Origin of the sequence: Laspinema palackyanum D2c (assembly GCF_025370875.1) — a bacterium.
Classification (GTDB): domain Bacteria; phylum Cyanobacteriota; class Cyanobacteriia; order Cyanobacteriales; family Laspinemataceae; genus Laspinema; species Laspinema palackyanum.
Genome location: NZ_JAMXFD010000022.1, coordinates 37,666 through 60,514 on the forward strand (window position 1 = coordinate 37,666; position 22,849 = coordinate 60,514).

Here is a 22,849-nt window from a genome sequence, read left to right on the forward strand (position 1 = left end):
CAAATCAACTCGATAGGCTCTATAATCATGAGGATTAAACCAGGAATTACCTATGGCCTTAATTGATCAGGTTAAACAAGTCTGCGATCGCCTCGTGAACCACGGATGGCGAGAATTACTATTACAGCATGGGTTGGATATCACAGCGGCAAACCTGACAGCGGAATTGGGGAAAATCCTCCCGAACATCAACCGCAATCTTCCAGGATTTACGGATTTTGCTGATGAAGGGAATCGGGCGATCGCACCGGGGTCTCCTGCCCGCAGTTTACTCTATCATGCCTTAGCTGCGACGACAGTCGTTATCGGGGCTGAGGGCAATGAATTAACCGCCTTTCCTACCCTGGCTGAGATTGAGGCGGTGGAAAACTACGTCTATGGCGTCAAACCCCCCTCGTTGGCGGAATTACGGGTTAAGGCGAATTATGCACCCTTGGCGATCGCCGTCTTTGCCTCCGAATACCGTCCCGCCTCGGACACCCCCCACCAGAAACACGCGGATTTGTGCTTTTCCCGGACTGGGGTCGCCCGAGTGGGAACCTCTGAAGCCCTGTATGACGGCAAACATCGCGGGTTTTTACCCTTTGTAGAAGGGGACTCCCAAGCGATGCGGGTAATTCCAGCCCAGTATAGTGCTTATGTTGCCGTCATCCGTCGAGGCGATCGCCCCGGATATAAACCGATGCGGGTGCGCGATGGAGACGATCGCAGGTTATTCTGGTTTCCCTTACACAAACTATTTAGCGGCAATGAATGTATCCGTGATTTTAATTTAACCCTCAACCTAGAAGCTACTCATATCAACGAAAAACTTCGTCGCATCCATCTCCAACTGCAAAACCAAGGGTATGACACCGGCTGGAGTGAACCGGATATTAGCAATCCGCCCTTTATCTTTACCGAAGGCATCGCCGAATTCTCACAAAATCCCGATGATGGCATGGGAACCCTCACCCCCATTGTCCATCCCCTTCTCGTCGAAGCAGCAGAATATCAAGGCAAACCTCTCACTTATCAAGTTCCTGCCAACTATGGTTTAACCCTCTCTTCCAGCTTGCTGATTCCCTCAGACAACGAAGCGCGACGCGCCCCGGAATATGTCCACGCCCGTCACCAAGTCTTACCCAACGGGGCCATCACTGACCTGAATGAACGCCCGGATGTTGCTAGTATAGTAGCCCAAGGCGGATACAATGCCTTACATTACCTCGATTTTACTGCCGATGGCTGGATCGAAGCCCTCTGTCCCGAATTAGCGATTCAAATCCCCCGACGGGTTCCCGCTTATTCCCTGGTAAGCGCCCCAGATTACTTCCCCACCTGCGATCAAAGGCATCTGATGGATTGGTGGGAACAATCGGTGCCAGAAGCTGTGAGAAACAGCATTTGGCGAATTCCTCCCGAAACCTTAGCCGATGAGCGAATGCCGCCCAATTTGGCCTTAACTGAAGCCGATTTTCGCCCGGAAGATACTACGGTAACGGCGATCGTCTCCTTACCCGGAGAACCCTTTGTCAAACAGCGTCCCCTCGACCGTTTCATCCTGAATCGCCAATCCTACCTCCCGGATGCGGCTGCGGGAATCTATGCGCCGGGATGGGATGTGAGCTTTGATCGCACACCAGAAGGCTTGGATTTCCTAGCTGCTTATGGTCTGGGCAGTCCCTTCCCCGAAGATTCTAAACTTTGTGCCGCACTTAGTGCGTTTTGGCCTGCGGTCTCACCTGACTCCGCCCGCACCTTTGAACCGATGCCAAGTTGGCCAACTGTCAGCCCTCTGACTGATGCGGAAATCGGGCAAACTGGGGACTTGCCTTGGGATGGGGTTCCGGGACCGCGCCTGGTGCAATTGAGCGATCGCCAGGTGGTGGAATATGAGGCGATCGATCATGTCGATTACGTCACCAATGCCTTACAGGGTAAATTCACCTTAGCCCTAACGGGAAAAGTTGATGTGCGAGAATACGAGGCGAGAGTGCTAACAATGGCTTATGTCTATCACGCTTTAGGCATTGAAGAGGAAAAATACTTTCCTCCCGGACAGTCCGAGGCACAAGACGCTGAGGCATTTGGCCGAATTGTCAATGAAAAATCCAAATGGGGTGTTCTCTCCTTCCGAGAAGTTACCCCAACGGAGACAGAACTACTAGAGGCGCAAACCCAAACAGGTCAACGCTTACGGGGAAAAACCTATCGGTTTGAAATGTATCGGCATGGCAATATCACCACTCCGGAAGATGTGCGAAAACGCTGGGTGGAAATCCGCGAACGGGTTACCCTGTTTGTCGATGGACTGCGGGTGTTGATGAAACGGGATTCTGGAGTCTGGGAATCGAAAAATGTGCGAGGTTGACGTGGCGATCGCCGGGAGTGGTCCGGGAGGAACTGCTGCCGCCATTGCCTTGGCACAGCAAGGGTTCCGAGTGGCGATCGCTGAAGCGGAACCCTTCCCTCGCCCTCATCCGGGGGAAACCCTCCACCCCGGCATCGAACCCCTGTTACAGCAGTTAGGAGTCGGCAATCGCCTCTTACCTGCCGGATTCCTGCGTCATCCCGGAAACTGGATACAATGGGAGGGCAGTCGCCGGTTTGAACCCTTCGGGTCCGATGAAACCGGCCCTTGGCAAGGGTTTCAGGCATGGCGGGCGGATTTTGATACAATCTTGCGCGATCGGGCGGTGGAATTAGGTGTCGAAGTCCACCAACCCTGCCGCGCCTTATATCCCATTGTCAGCGAAAACCGAGTAATAGGAATCGCCACCAACCAAGGTGAAATCAAGGCAAAATTTGCAGTCGATGCCACCGGCAGCAGACAGTGGTTAGCCAAACAATTAAAGTTAGCAATTCACCCATTTTCTCCCCCCTTAATCGCCCATTATGGCTATGTCCAAGGAGACTGTCCCATCCGAGATCATGCACCGGCGATCGTAGCGAGGGAAGGGGGATGGATTTGGACCGCCAAAGTCCGTCCCCAACTCTACCAATGGACCCGCCTTAATTTGGACAACAAACCCCTAGAAAAAAACTGGCAACCCGCCGAATTCCAAACCCTAAAACCCTGGGGAAAACCCGCCGTTGCGGATGTCACCTGGAGACAAGTTTCTCCCCCCGCCGGACCCGGTTATTTTCTAGTCGGAGATGCCGCCACGGTTTTGGATCCAGCCTCCTCTCATGGCGTCCTCAAAGCAATCATGTCCGGCATGATGGTCGCCCATTTGATTACCAACCTCTTGAATGGGAAAGCCTTTGAGAGTCAAGTTATGGCAGGGTACAGTCAGTGGATGGAGAATTGGTTTCAGAAAGATATCGAAACGTTAAGAAACCTTTACGCCTTACTGCCGAATGCCCCAGATTGGGTAAAATAATAGGGGAAAATACAGCCCTGTTTTATTCTGACAAGATTGATTAGAGGAGTGTAAGATTCAATGACTATCACCAACCATTTTATCGACATTGAAACCGAATCAGGAATCAGCATTCATAACCTGACTCCCTACATCAAAGACTTGCTAGAGGCAAATCCGGTTAAAAATGGTTATGTTTTGGTCTTTGCAAGACATACCACCACCGCTTTATTTATTAACGAATACGAAGAAAGATTGCTGGATGATATCAAGGTCTATCTGGAAAAATTAGCCCCTCCTGATGCCAAATATCTCCATAACGATTTGCATCTGCGCGTCGTCCCTCCTGATGAACCCATCAACGGACATTCCCATCTGATGGCAATCACCCTCAACAATAGCGAATACATTCCCATCGTTGAGGAAAATTTAGCCTTGGGGACTTGGCAATCAGTGATGTTAATTGATTTAGATGGGCCACGAAAACGCAATCTGCTGATTCAAATTTGCGGGGAATGAGGGGGTTCCCCAAAAGGCAGGCTTCCTCCCGGGGATCTAAACTGATGGAAACTCTATAAAAATCATCATAAAACCCGAGGTTTTCTATAGAATCCAGAAACCATTTCCGCCACCAATCCCGTCAGTCACCGTTCCTGAAAAGGGCATATAGACTAGGAAAACCCGCAGACCCTGACGGGGTTATTCATAGCACAGAACCAAGACTAATATGCTGCCACCATTAGCAATGGTAAGTTTTTCATCTTTGACGAAAAACTTACCATCCTCCCGATCGCACCGACAATCATCGTGGGAATTACCGTCCCCAGTAGTGCTTTAACATCTTTAGCAAACTGGCGCTATTTGGCTTGGAGTTGGGCTTGACTTAGGGTCGGCTTTTTCGGCTTTCGCTTGGACTTTTTTTCTAGGACTTCTTTTTTTTGGATTGGGTCTTAGATGCCTTTTCGCGATGATGTCTCCGGATCGATATGTAATCCAATCAACCCTCCATCGAATGTTTTAATTTTCAAGTCTGGCCAGACCAAACTCTTCACAAATTTCTGGCGTTAACTTCCGACGAGTAAAAACATTAAATTTTAATTTTTTTTCATTTCTCGATAGATTTTCGCTGGTGCCAATGATGTAAACAGCACCCGGAAATGGAAGAGGCTTAATCGGGTGATTTCTTTCTGCCATTACATTTTTGACTTTTTCATGAGCTATATAAAATTTATAGTATCCGTAGCCTCTGTTATATTCCGGATTTTCAGGCAAACCAATAAGGTCATAACGAAGCACATTACAACTTCCTGACATTCGATAAAAATTCCAGGGCTTTAGATAAATAACAGAATCATTGTTTAAATACTTATATCCTTGATTGATATACCACCCATTAGCGGAAAAATTGTTTTTGACAAATTGAGCCAGATTTTTGCTCACGCAGTCATCCGCATCCACAATCATGATATGGGATGGAGAAAATTCTTTGGCTGCAATCAATCCAGCCAAAATTTTTCGACCTTTATCCGTCCGGGCTTGTGCCATATGGCTCGGTTGGTTGCTGGGGTAAGGGAAATCTACTTCAAGGTAGTTAATCTTAGGATGTGAAAAATTAATGGTGGGTCGTTGGTTACAAACAACAATTACTTGAAAATCAGAGCAAGTTTGATTACAAATCGAACGAGCAGTTCTTTCAAATAGCAGGCAAACTTTTTCCCATGAAGCCGATTTTTCCTGGCTTTTAAGCGGAACTACAAAAACAAGCATAATTGTTTACACTCCAAATTTTTGGTTCTAATTATAGTAGCACCCCGGTCAGGGCTACTCAGGTTGGGCAGCCCTGTTATAGCGATTCGCCGACTCATCAGATACGGACATTTAGACGAGTCAGAAAAGCGATCGCAATAGCCTGTAAGCGTTTCACGTCAGCCAGTGTGGAACTCCCTTACATTGAGCTTTCCTAGGAGATGGCGAAGCTTGATGCTCTCCCCGACAAAATTGTACGCGAACAACTTGGCTAACCGCTATGTTACCATAATTATGGGAGATGAGGCAATTAAATAGATTTCTTGCAAAATTCTAAAAAGCACACTTTCTTCAGGGGGGGGTTGGACTGTCGGGGTTCTCATCTGACAGGGCGCAACAGTTGAGGATAGGTGCGGAAACTCTCATCTACAAGTTGGTTTAGGGATTTTGGCGTGGGTGGGTTATGTGGCGGTGACTCCAGAATTGGGGGTCAAAATTAACCCAAAAGTGGCGATCGCCACTGGATTTGGGTATCATAAGCTAGACTCTGCGAGAAAACCTATGCCTAGAATTAAACCGCCCTCCTCAATGCCGCCGAAAATTAGTTCCACTCCTCGCAGAAACTGTGAGGCAGGGGAACAAGTTGAACTCTATAAAATGATGACGAAGCGACAGCGGATTCACCATGAGATTCAGATGATGAAACAGCGGATGGAGTTGTTGAATTCTCAGTTAAGTCTATTGGATAGTCAAATTGAAGCGAAGGAAAAGACGATTCAGGAGGGGCGACAATCTTCTGATCAGGGGGGGGCGGCTTTTTCTGGAGAAATTAAGCCGATTCAGGACCGTTCAACTCAGTCTCACCCCCCCATTTGTGAACCGATTCCTCGGGGGAATTCTCATTCGTTTAAAACGTTTCATCTGGAATATTAAAGTCAGGCTGAAATGGGGGTGGAATATCCATCCCCCTTGTTCTATTTTTAACGTTTGTCAAGGGTTCGGGTTAATCGAGGACTGTGATGGAGAAAGAAGATAAACCATCCTCGCTGATGAACTCTTCGGATTCTATTTCTTCTTGTTGTTCCGCTTCCATTTCTTCTTCCATTGCTTGAATTTTGAGCAACAGTTCCTCTTCCTGAATTTCAAAGTCTTCTTCGGAAATGTCGCCCATGTCGAAGGCGAGTTGTAAGGCTAATAACTGTTTTTGGACATTTTGAATGTCATCGAGTTCGCTGGTTGCTCGTTCTAGGAGTTGTTCCCCTAACCAGACGATGCCGCCAAGGGGTCCGGAGATGGGAAAAGTTAACAATTCAAATAGCATAGGATTATCCCTGTGATTCGAGTTGGGCAAAGGTATAAGGGGCGGTAAAGTTATTATACCGAATTCGCAGGCGATCGCCAAAGTTTTTATCGATCGCTTCTACTGCTTCACTAAACTCCAGTTCCCGGTCCCAAGGAATTAAATAAGCGGCATTATAAATCATCTCTTCAGTCATCGGGTCGCTTTCGATGACTTCTTCCGCTAAGGGATTTAATCCGGTTTGAAAGGCAGCAATCACCGCTTGTTTTCTAAACTTTAAGCTGCTTTCTATCATCTGACCGATGTTGATGACTTCTTCCATGCTTAAAGCTTTTCCTAAACTGGCATCCCGTAGTTGTTTTAAACTGGGATTCTCTTCTAGTAACGCTTCGATTTCGTTTTGGCTCTCCCAAAATAGTTTGATGCTGACTTCCCTGCGTCCTTCCAATTTCTGAAACAGGGCTTCGAGCTTCCCCTGATAGGGAGCAATTAAGTCTCGGATTACGGTGTCCCAGGTTTTAACGACCAACCCAAAGCGCAGGGGGAGTAAGGTGCGAAATCCAGCACTCATCGCCTCTTCTAAGACTTTTTCATGGCCTAATAAATTGCGCCGGGAGGTGAGATATTTGGTTTGTTTGGCTTCGGAATAGAGGAAGTGGAATCCCTGAATGGTTTGGTTATGAACAGGTTGGCGATCTAGTCCAGCGATCGTCAAGGTGTCTGGCAGGGGATGGGGTAAAATTCCGTACAGATAAAACCCTAAACTCATGTTAAGTTATGGTCTAATTTATTGAACAACATTTATAGCGGTTGAGAGGTTAGCACTAACCGAAGTTTTGCCTGAATTAAGTTCAGGTTAGCTACACCCAAATCCAGGTCACCTTGGACGACAATACCGACATTTAAGAGGCGGTCTAGTAATTCTAAGATGGACGCTTCTTGACTGGGTTCGCCTGGATAATAGCTGCCCGGTTTAGGTAGGAGGGTTCCCACTTCTCCGAGGTCCAGGTTCAAATCATTGGGGTCAATCTCGAAGATATCGCACAATCGGAGGATTTCTGCTTCTAGTTTTTGCAAACTCTCGGCAGCAGCATCTAACTCGGTTTCATTGAGCACTTGGTCATCCATGCGACGAATCACTTGCGCTTCCATCAATTGCCGAATTAGTTCCACGAGGGTTAAGACGAGGGATGCTAACCCCGCTTTACTGTTAATAGCGCGACGAGTGGGGGTAATTTCGCTGAGTTGAGACGGGTTAGACGGGGTTTCAGCTAATGCCATGAGGGTGCGGTTTTCTTATAGGTTTGACCGGGTTTAAATCTCCCCAACGCTGCCGCTGGGTTCGGGGTTGGTTTCAGAGATTGAGGGACTGCTGGTGAGGGCTTTGAGCGATCGCATTTCGGCTTCTAAGACTTGCAGGCGATCGTGCAGTTGGCGGTTTTCTTCGATTAAATCTTGATTTTTACTGCTCAAATATGGGTCATTTTCCCACCAGTTGATTCCCATTTCTCGCGCTTTATCCACGGAAGCAATTAGTAAGCGAATTCGGATATGGAGTAGCTCAGTTGTGGCAACGGAAATGGAAATATCTCCGGCAATTACTATTCCTTTATCTAAGACTCGTTCGAGGATATCGGCTAAAGTCGAGCCTTGGGTGGAGGTGGCAATGGTGCGATTTGAGTTGGATTGAGCGCTTGAAGGCTGTATCGGGTTAGAAGACACGATGAATTTAACTCAGTAAAGGGATTTAATTAGAGTTTTGCAGGGTTGGCTAGAGTTGGCTGCATTCAGCCCTTCCTCAACAATTAGGTCGAAGCATCGGCAATTCCCGGGATGGGATTGATTGCGATCGCCCTAGCATCCAATCGATGAGAACAATCAGACTGAATGAATATCCTCTGCTATTTTTCCCTGTTTAAACTGCGATCGCCCACCTAAACCTCAGTTTTTTACGGTTTAAAGTGACCCCACTTTATTTAGATATTCTAACACGCCAATTTCCTTTAAACCGCTGCATCCTTGCTCTTTTTTCTTAAATCTTTCCTCTACCTGACTGCTAATGGTCATAGGTCTAACTATTATAAATCGAACTCCGTTGCTCTGCTCATATATTTTTATGAACAATCCTAAAGAAATATTGCAAAATCCCCGGTTTGCAGTATCGACTTCAGTCGTTACCCCCATTTCCCCGTAAGGAATCCAGCCATTTTCAAAATCCCAACGCTATCATCCCACTTCTCTTGACAAAACTCCCCAAACATGATTTAAAACTAAACCCTCGGATAGAGAAAAAGACTTAGAGAGAATTCCTAGACCCCTTCGGACGCCCAGACCCCTAAAAATCTCTCTTTAAAGTTTTGTTAAATTTGTAATTTCCTTGATAATGGAGGTGGCCGACTGAGGTACGATAACAACAAGCAGATTTCCTCAACAAATCCCCCATCGAATCAGGGTGTGGAACTCGCGGTAAACGGACGAGACGATTTTGCGATCGCCTCGAACCAGAGCCCTTGAAAAACACCGTGATTCGGAAAGATAAAACTCAGAGGAATTCTGGACTAAATCAGCCTAAAATCGGTGGGGGTAATGAGTTGGAAGGGGGTGGAGTTCAGCAAAACGGCAAAACACCGAAAAAAGGAAGGGAGGGACTGTTGTTTCAGTTCGACTTGTACAGATAAAATCAAGGCGAACGGACCCTGTTTTTCATCTAATTTTAGGGGTTAAACCGCAGTAGGAGGGTTCCCTTTGAATCTGGCATCTTGAATGGGGCCGCAAGAGGGGGAGAGCACCATCACTGGCATAAAAACCAAGTATTTTTATGTTAAATGGACTCAATCAAGTCATTAATCCACCTGGATCACGGGGTGGGAAAGTCCAAGTCTTTATTTACACTCTGGAGCAATCATCATGGCAGTTGAAAAAGTCAACTCATCTTCCAGTCTAGCCGAAGTCATCGATCGCATTTTAGATAAAGGCGTCGTGATCGATTTATGGGTGCGGGTATCCCTGGTGGGAATCGAACTGCTGGCGATCGAAGCAAGAATTGTCATCGCCTCGGTAGAAACCTATCTGAAATATGCGGAAGCGGTAGGGCTGACTTCCCAAGCTGCTGTCCCTGCGGCTTAATCCATTGTAGTGGATCGAAAATAGCCAGTAACCGGACATTAAACCTGCTGCCTGCGAAGAAAAGCAGCAGCAGGTATTTCCCATACATTAAAAATGGAAAATTGACCGGAAAGGGACAGTCCGACTCGGCCATGTCTTGAAAATTTTGCCCATAATTTAGCTGAGATTATACCCGGAGGAAAAGTCGTGTCTTTGCGAGAACAATGGAACGCTGCTAGGGTGCAACGTCAGCAGGAAATTCTAGTTCGGCAACAACAGGTCCTAGAACAGCGCTATGAGACTCAAATCAAATTAGAAGAAATCGCCGCCCATCGAGTCGAAATGGCGGCGGAAGTCAGCCAAGCGTTGCAGGACTTTTATGCCAACTTAAAAGCCGATGTTGCCGCTTTTCGAGAAGAAACGCGATCGCAACAGGAACAAATCTGGACTGCCGAAAAACAGCAGCGGAGTACCTATGTAACCAACCTGCAAGCGTATGTTTGGGGAACAGCGCCTACCCCAATTAAACCCCGTCCCAAACCCACTGGAGTTTCCCTGAATTCCCCTAAGCGCTAACTCAACGGACGTGATGCAAAGAGGTTATTTGTGACCACAGTTTTACAAGCCACTTCCCAGAATTTTGTCGATACACCGGCCATTCATCGTCTGACAAAACGCGCCTTGCGCTATCTCCATGCGGGATTTTCAGTTCACCTGCGCGGTCCTGCTGGAACCGGCAAAACAACTTTAGCCATTCATTTGGCTAATCTGTTGGAACGTCCGATTGTTTTAATGTTTGGCGATGATGAATACAAATCATCAGACTTGATTGGCAACCAACGGGGATACAACCGCAAAAAAGTAGTAGACAACTTTATTCACAACGTGATTAAAGTCGAAGATGAATATCGTCAATCCTGGTCAGATGCAAGGTTAACCACCGCCTGCCGCGAGGGATTTACCCTCATTTATGACGAATTTAATCGATCGCGTCCCGAAGTGAATAATGTGTTGCTATCAGTTTTAGAAGAAAAACTGTTAGTCCTGCCAACCAGTGCACAACAACCGGAATATATTCGGGCGCATCCCCAGTTTCGCGTAATTTTTACCTCCAATCCCGAGGAATATTGCGGAGTCCATGAAACTCAGGATGCCTTAATGGATCGGTTGATTACTTTAGATATTCCTGAACCCGATGAACTGACTCAACAAGAGATTGTTGTCCAAAAATCGGGATTAACCCGAGGGGATGCGGCAATGATTGTGCATTTGGTCAAAACCTTTCGAGAACGGAGTACGACCCACGAAAAATCCTCGGGTTTACGCGCTTGTTTAATTGTGGCTACAGTCTGTCACCAAAATAATATTCCCGTCGTCCCCAGCAGTGCCGACTTTCGAGAAATTTGTGCTGATATTTTGCTCTCTCGGGCTAAAATTCCTCATGCTGAAGGACTTGCCATTCTCGGGCAACTATTTAAAGAAGTCATGGCGGCAGAGAAACGTTCCGCCACGGTTGAGGTTTTAACCCATGGTAAAGTAGGATAGACTCGCCTAATTCTATCTTTTCTAGGGCTGTAAATACAGAGTTGGTTAGAAACCGGGTTTCTTGACAATATTTTGGCCTATTAGTAATAACTTTAGGCCAGAAACCCGGTTTCTTGCTCTTTGGATCTAAAAAACTGTATCGATATCCCACAGAACAATATCGGAAGTCGAATTTAACCTGAATGCGATCGCTCAATTAGCAGCTACGAATCCCCCAAGATGATTTTCAATAAATCCGTTGCCGTTCCACCCACCGCTAAAGAAGTTGACCTGGGCTATTCTTATCCAGATATCCCCTTGTTTAATGGGACTAGCGATTGGATTGAAATTCCCTATTCCGGAGATTTTAATCCCCGGCAGTTTACGGTGGAACTGTGGGTGGACTATCAAGGAGGAATTGGCTATCGAGCCATTTTAACCTCAGTTTGTAGTTCTGCTCAAGAAGGAAGGCGGGGCTATCTTTTCTGTGTGAATCCCGCCGGAAATTGGCAATTTTGGACGGGTAGCGGTCAACCGGACGCGCCTTGGGTGATGCTGACTGGACCGAGAGCTGCAAAAGGGGTCTGGACGCATTTAGCGACAAGTTATGATGAACCGTCGCAAACAGTTTTCTTCTATATTGATGGCACTTTAGTAGCGCAACGCTCTGGAATTCCCTTTCATCCAAATGAGCGCAATTCCCTGCGCGTGGGGGCTGGTGCCACGGAACAAAGTGGGGCAAGTCCTTGTTTTTTTCAGGGACGAATTGCACAAATTAGAATCTGGAATCGTCCGTTAAGTCTTGCGGATATTACCACTCTAGCAAACCCGGATTTAATGGGCAAGGGTCCAATAACTCTAACCCCCCCAATTGTTTCCTCTCCGGTAGAACCTTACCCAATTGCTTCCGAAACCCACCCCGAACCGGAGGTTTTATTAGAAGAAACTCCCTCCGTGATTAGGGAAGAAGAAATCTGGGATGAGGAGATAACTGAACCGGAACCGGAGGTTTTATTAGAAGAAACTCCCTCCGTGATTGGGGAAGAAGAAATCTGGGATGAGGAGATAACTGAACCGGAACCGGAGGTTTTATTAGAAGAAACTCCCTCCGAACCAGAACCGGATATTTTAATCGAAGAAACTCCCTTCATGATTGGGGAGGAAGAGATAGAAGAACCGCGAGAAATATTGGAAATGTCTCCAACTCTGGGAGGACCGGAACCGGAAACTGTTCCTGACGCAAAATCCTTACAGTCTGCTTTAATGTTCAATGGAATGAATAGCAGTGTAGAAATTAAAACGCCCTTTAAAAATAATCAGACTTTTACCCTATCGCTGTGGGTTAAACCGGCATTGTTGGACCAGGGTTGGTGTGGGTTGTTCAGCAATGATTCTGGAGAGCATTTACCTCCCCTGCAACTGGGAATTGCCCCGAAAGGAGGATTGTATTACGATTCCTTTGATGCGGCAGGAACTTGTCGATATCATGATACCCTTGAGGGATTTTTTGAAAGTGCCGATCGCTGGGTACAGATTGCCTGGGTGAAAGTGGGAACCGAATATCGCTTTTATCGCAACGGCGAGTTATATGCCATCCAACCTGCACCGTCGGCCTTCTATCGGCATCACTCTCAGGCGTTGATTGGGATGGGAGAGAATGGGTTTGCGGGGGCAATTCGAGATGTGAGAGTCTGGAAAGTTGCCCGAACTGCCGCCGAGATTCGTCATGATTTGCACCGTCCTTTAACCGGAGAGGAACCGGGATTGTGCCATTACTGGGGGTTCAATGATGGCAATGGCGCGATCGCCTCCGATGGAGCAAAATGCGCTAACTGGGGGAAAATCATCGGGGCCACCTGGGGACAAGGTAACCCCCCTAGAAGCAGTGAAATTTCCCCAAACGAGGGATTTAGGCCCGTCTTATGCTTTGCCGGAGAAACAAACTATATCGAAGTCGAAGACCCCTTCGAGAATGATACCACCTTTACCATTTCCCTATGGTTGCAACCGGACACTGCAAGTCCAACCCCCTATGGCATCATGGGAAAACGCTGGTGGCCCTCCGCCTTTAAACCGGAACTGTGGGGGATTGAGTACCAACAAACGTTATACTATCATACCTCGGATCCGTCTTCTCCAAACATTTGTCATGCGGCACCCTTGTTGAACTTTTTTTCTGGGTGCGAAGGAGAGTGGGTGCATTTGACCTGGGTGAAAGCGGGAACAGAGTATCGATTTTATCGCAATGGGACGTTATTTGCCACCCAATCTGCACCAGAACGGTTCTATACTGATAATACAACCTATTGGTTTGGCAAGTTGGGAATCGGGAATTCCGTGGCGCACTTTCGGGGGCAAATGGCGGATATTCAAATCTGGAATGTCGCACTCAGCGAGGAACAAATTAAGCAGAATTTGCAGCAGGGTGTCACGGGAGAGGAGCCTGGATTGCGGCATTATTGGCCGTTAAATGAAGGGCAGGGGACGCGGGTTCAGGATATTGCCAATCAAACCAATCCGGGCAAAATTCGCGGTGCGACATGGCAGATTGAAGAAGTGGCGATCGCCCTGCCGGAACCAGAATTCCCCCTCCCCCACTTTGTGTCCTCGGTACTCACGTTTGATGGAGAGGATGATGCCGTCATCCTTCCCGAACTGGGAGAAATAGATCGCACTTTTACCCTGTCCCTGTGGGTCAAACCGGCAACCTTGGATGATGAACGGTGGCAAGGGATTCTCAGTAAGCAGGGGGAAGAGGGGGAGCAATTGGGACTCTGCTTGTGTCCTGGCGATCGCGCCTTGCAGTATCAAACCCGAGGGTTAGGGGAGAAAACGCTTGATAGCAATGTTTTGCTCAACTTCTTTGAAACCGGCAATCAATGGGTTCATATCACTTGGGTGAAAGCAGGAAGTCTTTCTCACTTTTACCGCAATGGCGAATGGGTTGCCACCCAACGGACCCCGGAACGATTACAGCAGACCCCGGGAGACTATTGCTTAGGGAAATCCCAGGTTTTTGGAAACCGAGATAGCTTTTTTGCCGGTCAAATTGCCGAAGTGAGACTCTGGCGGGTGGCGCGAACCGAGGCGGAAATTCAGAGCGATTTCACCCATCGCTTGCAAGGGGATGAACCGGGATTAATCGCCTATTATCCCTTGAATGAAGGGAGTGGAGACTGGGTAGGCGATCGCGGACGGATTCTGGGGGCGAAATGGGAACTGATGGAAATACCGATTGTGTAAATTAGGCGATCGGTGATGCCTGAATAATGGGATAATCAGATGCAGATTCATAAACCGGAATGGTAGAAATCTCTATGAATATAACCGATAAAAATTTTACTTCGATTACCCAGTACAACTCCCTTCACCTTGCTTTATTTAGTGGTAAAGGCGGGGTGGGAAAAACCACCCTTGCTTGTGCTTTTGCCCGAAATTGGGCTAAATTATTTCCCCAAGACTCTATCTTATTAATCTCCACCGATCCCGCTCATTCTTTAGGGGATGTGTTGCAACTTCCCGTAACCACTGCCGCTACAGCATTACCGGACTTGCCTAATTTACAAGTGCGATCGCTCGATGCCAAAGAACTCTTAGGGGAATTTAAAGCAAAATATGGCAAATTCTTAGAATTATTAGTAGAACGGGGCAGCTTTGTTGAGGGAGAAGATTTAACTCCAGTGTGGGATTTAGACTGGCCCGGATTAGATGAAATCATGGGATTGCTGGAAATTCAACGATTGCTCACGGAGAAAGTTGTAGATAGAATTGTGGTGGATATGGCCCCTTCCGGTCATACTTTAAATTTATTAGGCATCAAAGATTTTTTAGATGTGGTCTTAAATTCCTTGGAACTGTTCCAAGAAAAACATCGGGCGATGTCTAAAACTTTTAGAGGAACCTATACACCCGATGAAATCGATAAGTTTTTAGTTGACTTGAAATCTGACTTAAATGAAGGGAGAGCATTGCTGCAAGATGAAAGTTTTACCGCTTGCTTAGTGGTGGCGATCGCCGAACCCATGAGTTTGTTGGAAACCGGACGGTTTATCACCAGTTTGGAAGAATTATTAATTCCTTGTCAGGGTTTATTCATTAACCAAATTGCCCTCAATCCAGAACCGGATTTAGACCGTTATAGTGAACAACAACACTTACTTGAAAAATTCCTCCACCTCCCCGGGAATCACCCGGTTTTCATCCTCCCGCAACAAGCTACCGAACCCCTGGGAGCAAAGGCCCTAGATGCCCTGATTCCTCAACTGCAAGCCCTAGAACAGGTGGAATTAGGTCCCGAGGCGATCGTGGAATGGCCGGAAAAAGTAGCCCCCAGCTTCCCGGATTTTATCGCAAAAGGTCGTCAATTAATTTTAGTGGGTGGGAAAGGAGGTGTGGGAAAAACCACCGTTGCCGCTGCATTAGGGTGGGGATTGGCGCAGCGCTATCCGGATAAAAAAATTAGAGTGATTTCCATTGATCCTGCCCATTCTTTAGGAGATGCTTTCGGTCAAGATTTGGGACATGAACCGATGCCAATCACGGAAAATTTAAGTGGGCAAGAAATTGATGCTGAGGTGATTTTGGAACAATTTCGCGATAACTATCTCTGGGAATTAGCGGAAATGATGAGTGGAGAAGGGCCGAATCCTGGAAGCATCAAAATTGCCTATACTCCGGAAGCATGGCGGATGCTGGTTGCCCAAGCTTTACCAGGAATTGATGAAATGTTATCCTTGATTGAAGTGTTTGATTTATTAAATCGACATGAACAAGATTTAATTATTTTAGATACAGCACCCACGGGTCATTTATTGCGGTTTTTAGAAATGCCTGCGGCTTTATCCGATTGGTTGGCATGGATATTTAAATTGTGGATTCAATACCAAAATGTGTTAGGCAGAGTGGAATTTATGGGACGATTGCGGACGTTGCGGCAACAAGTGGTGAAAGCACAAAAGCAGTTAAAAGATGCTGACTATACAGAATTTATTGGGGTAGTACAAGCACAAGCGGCGATTCTGTCCGAACAGGTGCGATTAACAGAGTCATTGGCAAAGATGGAAGTGCCTCAACGGTATGTGGTTCATAATCGGTATCGCCCGGGGGGTGAAATTGATGCGCGATTATTTCCAGCACAAACGGTGATTCATTTGCCGGTTTTGCCGCGTTCGGTGTCGGCTTTAGAGAGGATTCAAGGGGCTGCTGATTTGTTGTTTTAATCTGGATTAGTTGGGGGAGGGGAATAGGCGCTTAAGCCGCTGAGAGGGCGTATCACGGCAGAGCCATGATACGAGGGGGAGGTGTATAGAGTAGGGTTTTATTTCCGGTCCCCTCCCCTGATTCTTGGTCCAGGTTAGGGTGGGGTCTCCCGTGAGGTGGCGATTCCCTACGGGATAGCTCCGCCTTAAGGGTTTAAGCGTTTGTATAGAGGTTGGTCCAACCTATTTCTTCGGCTCAGTGGGGAGGGGGTTTCCAAAAATGCTAAGATTTAGTCTAAACCACTCTACACCTTGGGATATAGGGATCCATGCCCTATAAAATCAGCCTTTGGAGGAAGACTATTTAAGGGATAAATTGTTAGATTGAAAGTAACCTCCCTTAAACAAATCCGGGGCTTTTTCTATATCTTAGGGTAGAGCCAATTGCAGTGAACTACTGCATTTTGGACCCAAATTAATGGGGTCAAAAACGGAACTGTTAATTATGAGGGAGAGCTATTTATGAATGATTTATTTAAAGGGTTTGAGCAGTTATTAGAACTCGCGAAAACCTTGGAAGAGAAAATAGAAGCTGGAGAACTCAAGGCAGATATGCAGTTCCGTACTCGTCCGATTAGTAGCATACCCCGTACTGGCGCGATTCCCCGGACTGGGAATGTCGGAGTCTCCACGGGTGGGGTTTCTGTAGATGCCAGTCCTTTCCGTACACCACCAGGTCCGCGTTCTACGGGTCCTCGTTCCAAGGGTGGCGGGTCAAATTTTACTTCCCCCACTCCCGGGGTGTCGAAGCCCCCAAAATCGGGTTCTTCGATGAAAGATATTGGCGGACTTCGAGAAGTTTTAACCGAACTAAAAGAACTGATTGGGATGCCTTTAAAACGTCCTGATTTATTAGCAAAAATTGGACTAGAACCGACCCGAGGGGTATTGTTAGTTGGACCTCCGGGAACGGGAAAAACCCTGACTGCTCGTGCTTTAGCCTCAGAATTGGGCGTCAACTATATTGATTTAGTTGGGCCAGAAGTGATTAGTAAATATTACGGCGAAGCGGAGCAAAAACTGCGGGCAATTTTTGACCAAGCGGTGAACAGTGCGCCTTGTATTATTTTTATTGATGAAATTGACAGTTTAGCGCCCGATCGCTCTCAAGTTGAGGGAGAAGTAGAAAAACGCCTGGTAGCCCAATTGTTGGGGTTAATGGATGGATTTGCTCAAACTCAAGGGGTGATTGTATTAGCCGCCACAAATCGACCGGATGCCTTAGATCCTGCCTTACGTCGCCCGGGACGGTTCGATCGCGAAGTGCAGTTTCGAGTCCCCGACTGCGCCGGACGGTTGGAAATATTAGAAATTCTCACCGGCGCAATGCCTTTAGATAACACGGTGCAGTTAGGGGAAATTGCCGAATTAGCCACCGGATTTGTAGGGGCAGATTTGAAAGCAGTTTGTCAAAAAGCCGCCTATACTGCCCTGCGTCGTCAAGTGCCTTCCATTGAGGCAGAGATTCCGGAGACGATGACGGTACAGCAGGGGGATTTTTTAGAAGCCCTCAAAGCGGTGAAACCCGCAGTTTTGCGGTCCGTGGAAGTGCAATCTCCTCATGTTTCATGGGATGAAATTGGCGGATTGGAGAGCATTAAACAGACCCTGCGAGAGGCAGTAGAAGGGGCGCTGATTAATCGGGAATTGTATTTACAAACCAAAGCCCGATCGCCCAAAGGAATTTTGCTCTGGGGTCCTCCAGGAACGGGCAAAACCCTGTTAGCCAAAGCCGTCGCCTCCCAAGCGAAAGCCAATTTTATCTGCATCAATGGACCGGAATTACTTAGTAAATGGGTGGGGGCGAGTGAACAAGCGGTTCGCGAATTATTTACCAAAGCCCGCCAAGCAGCGCCCTGTGTGGTGTTTATTGATGAAATCGATACCTTAGCCCCTGCCCGAGGACAGCATACCGGGGATTCAGGGGTGAGCGATCGCGTCGTTGGACAATTACTCGTAGAACTAGACGGCTTGGCAACCGGGTCCGATATCCTAGTCATTGGGGCGACAAATCGTCCCGAGGCAATGGATTCGGCCCTCCTGCGGGCGGGACGCTTCGACTTACAACTGATGGTGGATTTACCGGATGGAGACAGTCGTTTAGGAATTTTGCAAGTCCACAATCAGGAACGTCCCTTATCCGAGGTAGATTTGTCCCACTGGGCAACGGTTACCGAAGGTTGGAATGGAGCAGATTTGGCCTTATTAGGCGATCGCGCCGCAGTCGAAGCCATCCGCCGCTATCGGGCGATCGGCATGAGCGATCCGGCGCAAATTCGGATTACCAGTGAAGATTTTACCTACGCTTACGATGCCTTGAACCAACAGCGATCGGCTTAGTGAGGTCATTTGTCATTTGTCCTTGGGAAATACCGAGGATGGGGAATGTTCGTAGTAATGACTTCAGTCGTTTCTTAAGTTCGTAGTAACGACTTGCTGTCGTTTCCTAAGTTCGTAGTAACGACTTGCTGTCGTTTCCTACCTGAAGCGGTGACACTCACCATCAGGGGCTTAAGCACCTGTTTGGAAACTGGAGGATCCGGACATGGGAGCGTTACTTGGCGGATGCCAAGTAACGCGGTAACGACTAAAGTCGTTACTACGAACATCTCCCCCATCCTCCCTTAAGGGATAATAAACTTAAAGTACCGCTCTTTGGAGTTGCCTTACGGTGCCTCCTCAATTCACTTTGAAAAAACCAGTTTCATGTTTGAACAACAACCTCAGACCCTACGGGAAAAAGTCCAGAAATTAGCGCATCAATCCCTAGACCAATCAAACCCTTCGGCATGGTTTGATATTTTATATGCCGAAGCCAAAGGGGATGCGGGACAAGTGCCTTGGGCAAAATTATCCCCCCATCCGGTCCTGGAAAGTTGGTTAAATGATCGCCCCATAACCCCAGAGGGTCGTTCTGCACTGGTGACGGGATGTGGATTAGGCGATGATGCCGAAACCTTAGCCGCCCGAGGATTTGAGGTGACCGCTTTTGATATTTCCCCCACGGCGATCGCCTGGTGTCGTGAACGATTTCCCGATTCTGCGGTGAATTACTGCGTTGGGGACTTCTTTAACTTAGACCCAGCATGGCAGGGTCAGTTTGATTTAGTGGAAGACAGTCGGAATATTCAAGCGTTACCCCTTGAGGTGCGATCGCAAGTCATCGAGGCGATCGCCGCTTTAGTGGCCCCAGGCGGAACCTTGTTGATTATTACCCGCCATCGCGACAACGACAGCCAACCCGATGGTCCGCCCTGGCCCCTTTCTGACCGGGACCTCGGCGAATTTTCGCAATGGGGATTAGCAGAAATCCAGCGTCACGAATTTTGGGACGGGGATAATACGATTAAACAACTGCGGGTGGAATATCGGCGATCGTAATGAGTCGCATTTAACCAATATGATACCGATCTCCTAGGACGGGGTGATTCTCCACGGATTTCGGCGCTTACTGCCGCCATACTAACCCTACAAAAAAACGCGAGAAGCTAGGATTAGCATCTCGCGTCGAGTGATGGGCTGGAATTTCAAACTAGCAACTCTTACACCTTCGCTGCTATTTTGGCTTCCTTGGAAGTTAAGCGCTCGTAAGCGGCGCGCATCTTCAGACCCGTGAGCACTTGGAACAAACCTGTACCATTGTTAGAACCCGGATAGGTGGGGTGCTGAAGCAACAGTTCGGTCAATTCCCCGTAAAACTTAGTAGAGGTGTTACTGAGGTGACTTTCGATATAGATCATCTCCTCTAAATTCTCGAACTGACCGTCTACTTCCAAAATCGAGACTTCATGACCTTCAAAGGCATCCGGTCCGTAGGCCATTTTGATCCCTGGGTAGGAACAGGTGAGTTTACGTCCACAAGGGGTCCAATTAATCGTGGAACCCTCATCAAACAGATACACCGGATCCATATCATGCACCCCGTACCGTTGGATCATCTGCACCCGCAGAACCTTCCGTTCTTTGTCATCGGGGATTAAGTTCGTCGGTAACACCCGGATGACCACATCAGCATGAGCTTTTTGCGGTTCAATATAGGCGCTAAAGTCAGGACGACGGGAGTTAATGGATGCTAAAACATCTTCATAACGGTGGCCGCGTTCTGCCATATCCCGTTGAATTTTCCAGGCAATCTTCACCTCATCACTGATATCGAGGTAGACGCTGAAATCGAGCAGGGCGCGAACCCGCTCATCATAAATGGGATGCAGCCCCTCAATCACGATAATGTGATTCGGTTCCACCCGTTCAGGTGGATCGATCATGCCAGTTTCGTGGTTATAGATGGGCTTGTCAACCGCCTGACCGTTCTTTAGCGCTTTGACTTGTTCATACATCAAGTCAAAGTTATTCGCTCTTGGGTCAAGCGCTGTGACCCCATGCTCTTTCCGCTGTTTGCGGTCTAAACTGTGATAGTCATCCAAGCAGATGACCGTCATCAGTTCTTCTCCAAATAGGTCTTTTAGTCGGTGCAGGAATGTCGATTTGCCGCATCCGGAGTCTCCGGCAACACCAATTAGAACCACGCTTTCCGGCTTACTGGTCATAGATTCCCTCTATCGATCTTGCTCTTTGTACCTATGCTACGGTTTATTGCGTATTAAAAGACAATAAAATTGATTCTATCTTGACATACAGCGTGTAACTTTACTCAATTGAGTCAATCCTCCTGGCCGGGAACCCGGTGCGATCGGGGATCAGAATCAATCATAAGCCTTATATCGCATGACTTTTGCGAATTGTCAAAAGTTTTTTTGCCTGGGCGATCGCGAGGGGATGCCCCGGAGTTCAGAATAGGGGCATTCCGCTGTTGAGGTCCCTGAGTTCGGAGGGGGGGTCATTCAGGGGCTTGGGGCCGGGGGGTGATCCCGTCAGCAGGGCGGACCTCCCCTGATTCGGAGTTCAGTTCCCGCCACGGGACCTCCTGAGTCGGGCATCGGTACAGTCTTTCCGGGCAAAATCGGCTCGAAAAACCAGCCTGAAACCTTGCTTTCTTCGGCACAAGGTCAGTACGGGGACATCGGGCTGTAATCTAGTAATAGTCTTTTTAAAGATTCCTTCATCAGCAGGATCAAGGGATAATCATGACCGGACAACGGGAGGAGAGAGGGCGATCGCAGATTTCTAGGATCTGCAACTGGCTTTCAGAGTCAGCCTCCGAAACCTCTCAACCCCTTGCCGAAAAACAGTTGTTTGATTTGGAGCCATTAACATTATGTACAATCCCAGCGCAGCAGGCGTTACAGTGAATACAGAATCTGGTAACCGCTTTTTCGTATATGAAGTAGTGGGTCTGCGCCAAACTGACGAGAGTGATTCGACCACTAACCCAATTCGTCGCAGTGGCAGTACCTTTATTACGGTACCGTACAACCGCATGAACCAAGAAATGCGTCGGATCACGCGGATGGGGGGACAAATTGTCAGCATTCGTCCTCTGGGCGAAGAAGGAACGAGCAATGGTCACACGACTCCCAGCGTCAGTCAAGAGCAGACCCATAAGGAAGCTCAACCCAGCAAGCCAATGACTGAAACCAAGGCGAAAAAGGCAAAAACCGACGATATTCCTGTTAATATCTACAAGCCCAAAGATCCCTATATTGGTAAGTGTCTCAGCAATGAACCCCTGGTCCAAGAAGGCGGGAGTGGGATCGTTCAACACTTGACCTTCGACCTTTCCGCTGGCGATCTGCGCTATTTAGAAGGTCAAAGTATTGGGATTATTCCTCCGGGAGAAGACCAAAAAGGCAAACCTCATAAACTGCGTTTGTACTCGATCGCTTCGACTCGTCATGGCGACCATGAAGATGATAAAACCGTCTCTCTGTGCGTCCGTGAATTAGTTTATAAGCATCCAGAAACTAACGAAACCGTTAAGGGTGTTTGCTCCTCTTTCCTGTGCCATTTGAAGCCCGGAGATGATGTCGCCATCACGGGTCCAGTTGGGAAAGAAATGTTGCTCCCTGACGATGAAGAAGCCACTGTCATCATGATGGCAACCGGGACCGGAATTGCTCCCTTCCGGGCTTTCCTATGGCGGATGTTCAAGGAACAACATGAAGACTACAAGTTCAAAGGTTTGGCTTGGTTGTTCTTCGGTATTCCCTACAGTGCCAACATTCTGTACAAAGAAGAACTAGAAAAGTTACAAGCTGAGTTCCCAGATAACTTCCGCTTGACCTACGCCATCAGCCGGGAACAAGAGAATGCTCAAGGTGGTAAGATGTACATCCAAGACCGGATTGCAGAAAACGCCGAAGAAATCTGGAACCTACTGCAAAAACCGAATGCTCATACCTACATTTGCGGTTTGAAAGGTATGGAAGGCGGCATTGATGAAGGGATGTCTGCGGTTACCTCTAAACAAGGGGTGGACTGGTTTGATTATCAAAAACAACTCAAAAAAGAACATCGCTGGCACGTTGAAACCTACTAAGGTTTACTGGGCGATCGCAGCTTAGTTCCAACTTCATCTCTGCATGAGGGGGAGGTCTGTTATGGGCCTCCCCTTCTTGTTTGGGGGTCATTTGTCATTTGTAATTTGTCCTTGGTGGATGGATGGGTGGATGGGG

At 47.7% G+C, this 22,849-nt stretch carries 19 protein-coding genes; 12 read left to right on the plus strand and 7 right to left on the minus strand.

Features of this window, described 5'->3' with window-relative positions; translation table 11 throughout:
• Positions 1–52 precede the first annotated feature (52 nt).
• The 3 genes from NG795_RS21040 to NG795_RS21050 are packed head-to-tail and all read left to right on the plus strand — an operon-like array spanning position 53 to position 3,863.
• Entirely contained in the window at positions 53–2,353 is a 2,301-nt protein-coding gene (locus NG795_RS21040) for a hypothetical protein (RefSeq protein ID WP_367290601.1), read from the plus strand.
• The gene (locus NG795_RS21045; RefSeq protein ID WP_367290602.1) at positions 2,340–3,365 is read left to right on the plus strand and encodes an NAD(P)/FAD-dependent oxidoreductase; all 1,026 of its coding nucleotides are present in this window, start codon (positions 2,340–2,342) and stop codon (positions 3,363–3,365) included. Before NG795_RS21040 ends, NG795_RS21045 begins: the two co-directional genes overlap by 14 nt.
• Positions 3,366–3,425: 60 nt before the next feature.
• The gene (locus tag NG795_RS21050) at positions 3,426–3,863 is read left to right on the plus strand and encodes a secondary thiamine-phosphate synthase enzyme YjbQ (RefSeq protein WP_367290603.1); all 438 of its coding nucleotides are present in this window, start codon (positions 3,426–3,428) and stop codon (positions 3,861–3,863) included.
• Between the two features lie 498 nt (positions 3,864–4,361).
• Here the strand turns inward: NG795_RS21050 and NG795_RS21055 are convergent, their stop codons facing one another.
• Positions 4,362–5,111 (minus strand): glycosyltransferase family A protein, encoded by a 750-nt coding sequence (locus tag NG795_RS21055; RefSeq protein ID WP_367290604.1) that lies wholly within the window; start codon positions 5,109–5,111, stop codon positions 4,362–4,364.
• Between the two features lie 426 nt (positions 5,112–5,537).
• Here NG795_RS21055 and NG795_RS21060 point away from each other — a divergent pair, with 426 nt between their 5' ends.
• On the plus strand, positions 5,538–6,023 hold the full coding sequence (locus NG795_RS21060) for a hypothetical protein (RefSeq protein ID WP_367290605.1): 486 nt from the start codon (positions 5,538–5,540) through the stop codon (positions 6,021–6,023).
• 70 nt (positions 6,024–6,093) lie between these two features.
• On the opposite strand, the gene NG795_RS21065 is transcribed toward NG795_RS21060, so the two are convergent.
• From NG795_RS21065 to NG795_RS21080, 4 genes are read right to left on the minus strand one after another with little or no spacing between them, the layout of a single operon-like run.
• Entirely contained in the window at positions 6,094–6,411 is a 318-nt protein-coding gene (locus NG795_RS21065) for a gas vesicle protein GvpG (protein WP_367290606.1), read from the minus strand.
• A 4-nt stretch (positions 6,412–6,415) separates the two neighbouring features.
• On the minus strand, positions 6,416–7,159 hold the full coding sequence (gene gvpF / locus NG795_RS21070) for a gas vesicle protein GvpF (protein WP_367290607.1): 744 nt from the start codon (positions 7,157–7,159) through the stop codon (positions 6,416–6,418).
• Between the two features lie 32 nt (positions 7,160–7,191).
• Entirely contained in the window at positions 7,192–7,671 is a 480-nt protein-coding gene (locus NG795_RS21075; RefSeq protein WP_367290608.1) for a gas vesicle protein K, read from the minus strand.
• A 33-nt stretch (positions 7,672–7,704) separates the two neighbouring features.
• Positions 7,705–8,112 carry a gas vesicle protein gene (locus tag NG795_RS21080; protein WP_436836075.1) on the minus strand — a complete coding sequence of 136 codons (408 nt, stop codon included), beginning with the start codon at positions 8,110–8,112 and terminating at the stop codon, positions 7,705–7,707.
• A 1,185-nt stretch (positions 8,113–9,297) separates the two neighbouring features.
• On the opposite strand from NG795_RS21080, the gene gvpA reads away from it, so the two are divergent.
• The 6 genes from gvpA (at position 9,298) to NG795_RS21110 (ending at position 18,617) form a co-directional block, all read left to right on the plus strand.
• The gene (gvpA, locus tag NG795_RS21085; protein ID WP_254567340.1) at positions 9,298–9,516 is read left to right on the plus strand and encodes a gas vesicle structural protein GvpA; all 219 of its coding nucleotides are present in this window, start codon (positions 9,298–9,300) and stop codon (positions 9,514–9,516) included.
• Between the two features lie 186 nt (positions 9,517–9,702).
• A complete protein-coding gene (locus tag NG795_RS21090) occupies positions 9,703–10,071 on the plus strand; it encodes a hypothetical protein (RefSeq protein WP_367290609.1) in 369 nt (122 codons plus the stop codon).
• Positions 10,072–10,101: 30 nt separating this feature from the next.
• Positions 10,102–11,040, plus strand: coding sequence for a gas vesicle protein GvpN (gene gvpN / locus NG795_RS21095; RefSeq protein WP_367290610.1), 939 nt, complete (start codon positions 10,102–10,104; stop codon positions 11,038–11,040).
• A 219-nt stretch (positions 11,041–11,259) separates the two neighbouring features.
• Complete coding sequence (locus NG795_RS21100) at positions 11,260–14,262, plus strand: LamG domain-containing protein (RefSeq protein ID WP_367290611.1); 3,003 nt, start codon at positions 11,260–11,262, stop codon at positions 14,260–14,262.
• 74 nt (positions 14,263–14,336) lie between these two features.
• On the plus strand, positions 14,337–16,238 hold the full coding sequence (locus tag NG795_RS21105; protein WP_367290612.1) for an ArsA family ATPase: 1,902 nt from the start codon (positions 14,337–14,339) through the stop codon (positions 16,236–16,238).
• Between the two features lie 501 nt (positions 16,239–16,739).
• A complete protein-coding gene (locus NG795_RS21110) occupies positions 16,740–18,617 on the plus strand; it encodes an AAA family ATPase (RefSeq protein WP_367290613.1) in 1,878 nt (625 codons plus the stop codon).
• A gap of 74 nt (positions 18,618–18,691) precedes the next feature.
• Here NG795_RS21110 and NG795_RS21115 read toward each other — a convergent pair whose 3' ends face one another.
• Positions 18,692–18,886 carry a hypothetical protein gene (locus NG795_RS21115; RefSeq protein WP_367290614.1) on the minus strand — a complete coding sequence of 65 codons (195 nt, stop codon included), beginning with the start codon at positions 18,884–18,886 and terminating at the stop codon, positions 18,692–18,694.
• Between the two features lie 97 nt (positions 18,887–18,983).
• Here NG795_RS21115 and NG795_RS21120 point away from each other — a divergent pair, with 97 nt between their 5' ends.
• Entirely contained in the window at positions 18,984–19,658 is a 675-nt protein-coding gene (locus tag NG795_RS21120; protein WP_367290615.1) for a class I SAM-dependent methyltransferase, read from the plus strand.
• Positions 19,659–19,819: 161 nt separating this feature from the next.
• Here NG795_RS21120 and NG795_RS21125 read toward each other — a convergent pair whose 3' ends face one another.
• The gene (locus NG795_RS21125; protein WP_367290616.1) at positions 19,820–20,824 is read right to left on the minus strand and encodes a phosphoribulokinase; all 1,005 of its coding nucleotides are present in this window, start codon (positions 20,822–20,824) and stop codon (positions 19,820–19,822) included.
• 668 nt (positions 20,825–21,492) lie between these two features.
• Between NG795_RS21125 and cpcD/petH the strand changes: the two genes are divergently transcribed.
• Positions 21,493–22,713: a bifunctional rod-capping linker CpcD/ferredoxin--NADP reductase PetH gene (gene cpcD/petH, locus NG795_RS21130; RefSeq protein ID WP_367290617.1), complete on the plus strand. Its 1,221-nt coding sequence runs from the start codon at positions 21,493–21,495 to the stop codon at positions 22,711–22,713.
• Positions 22,714–22,849: the final 136 nt, after the last annotated feature.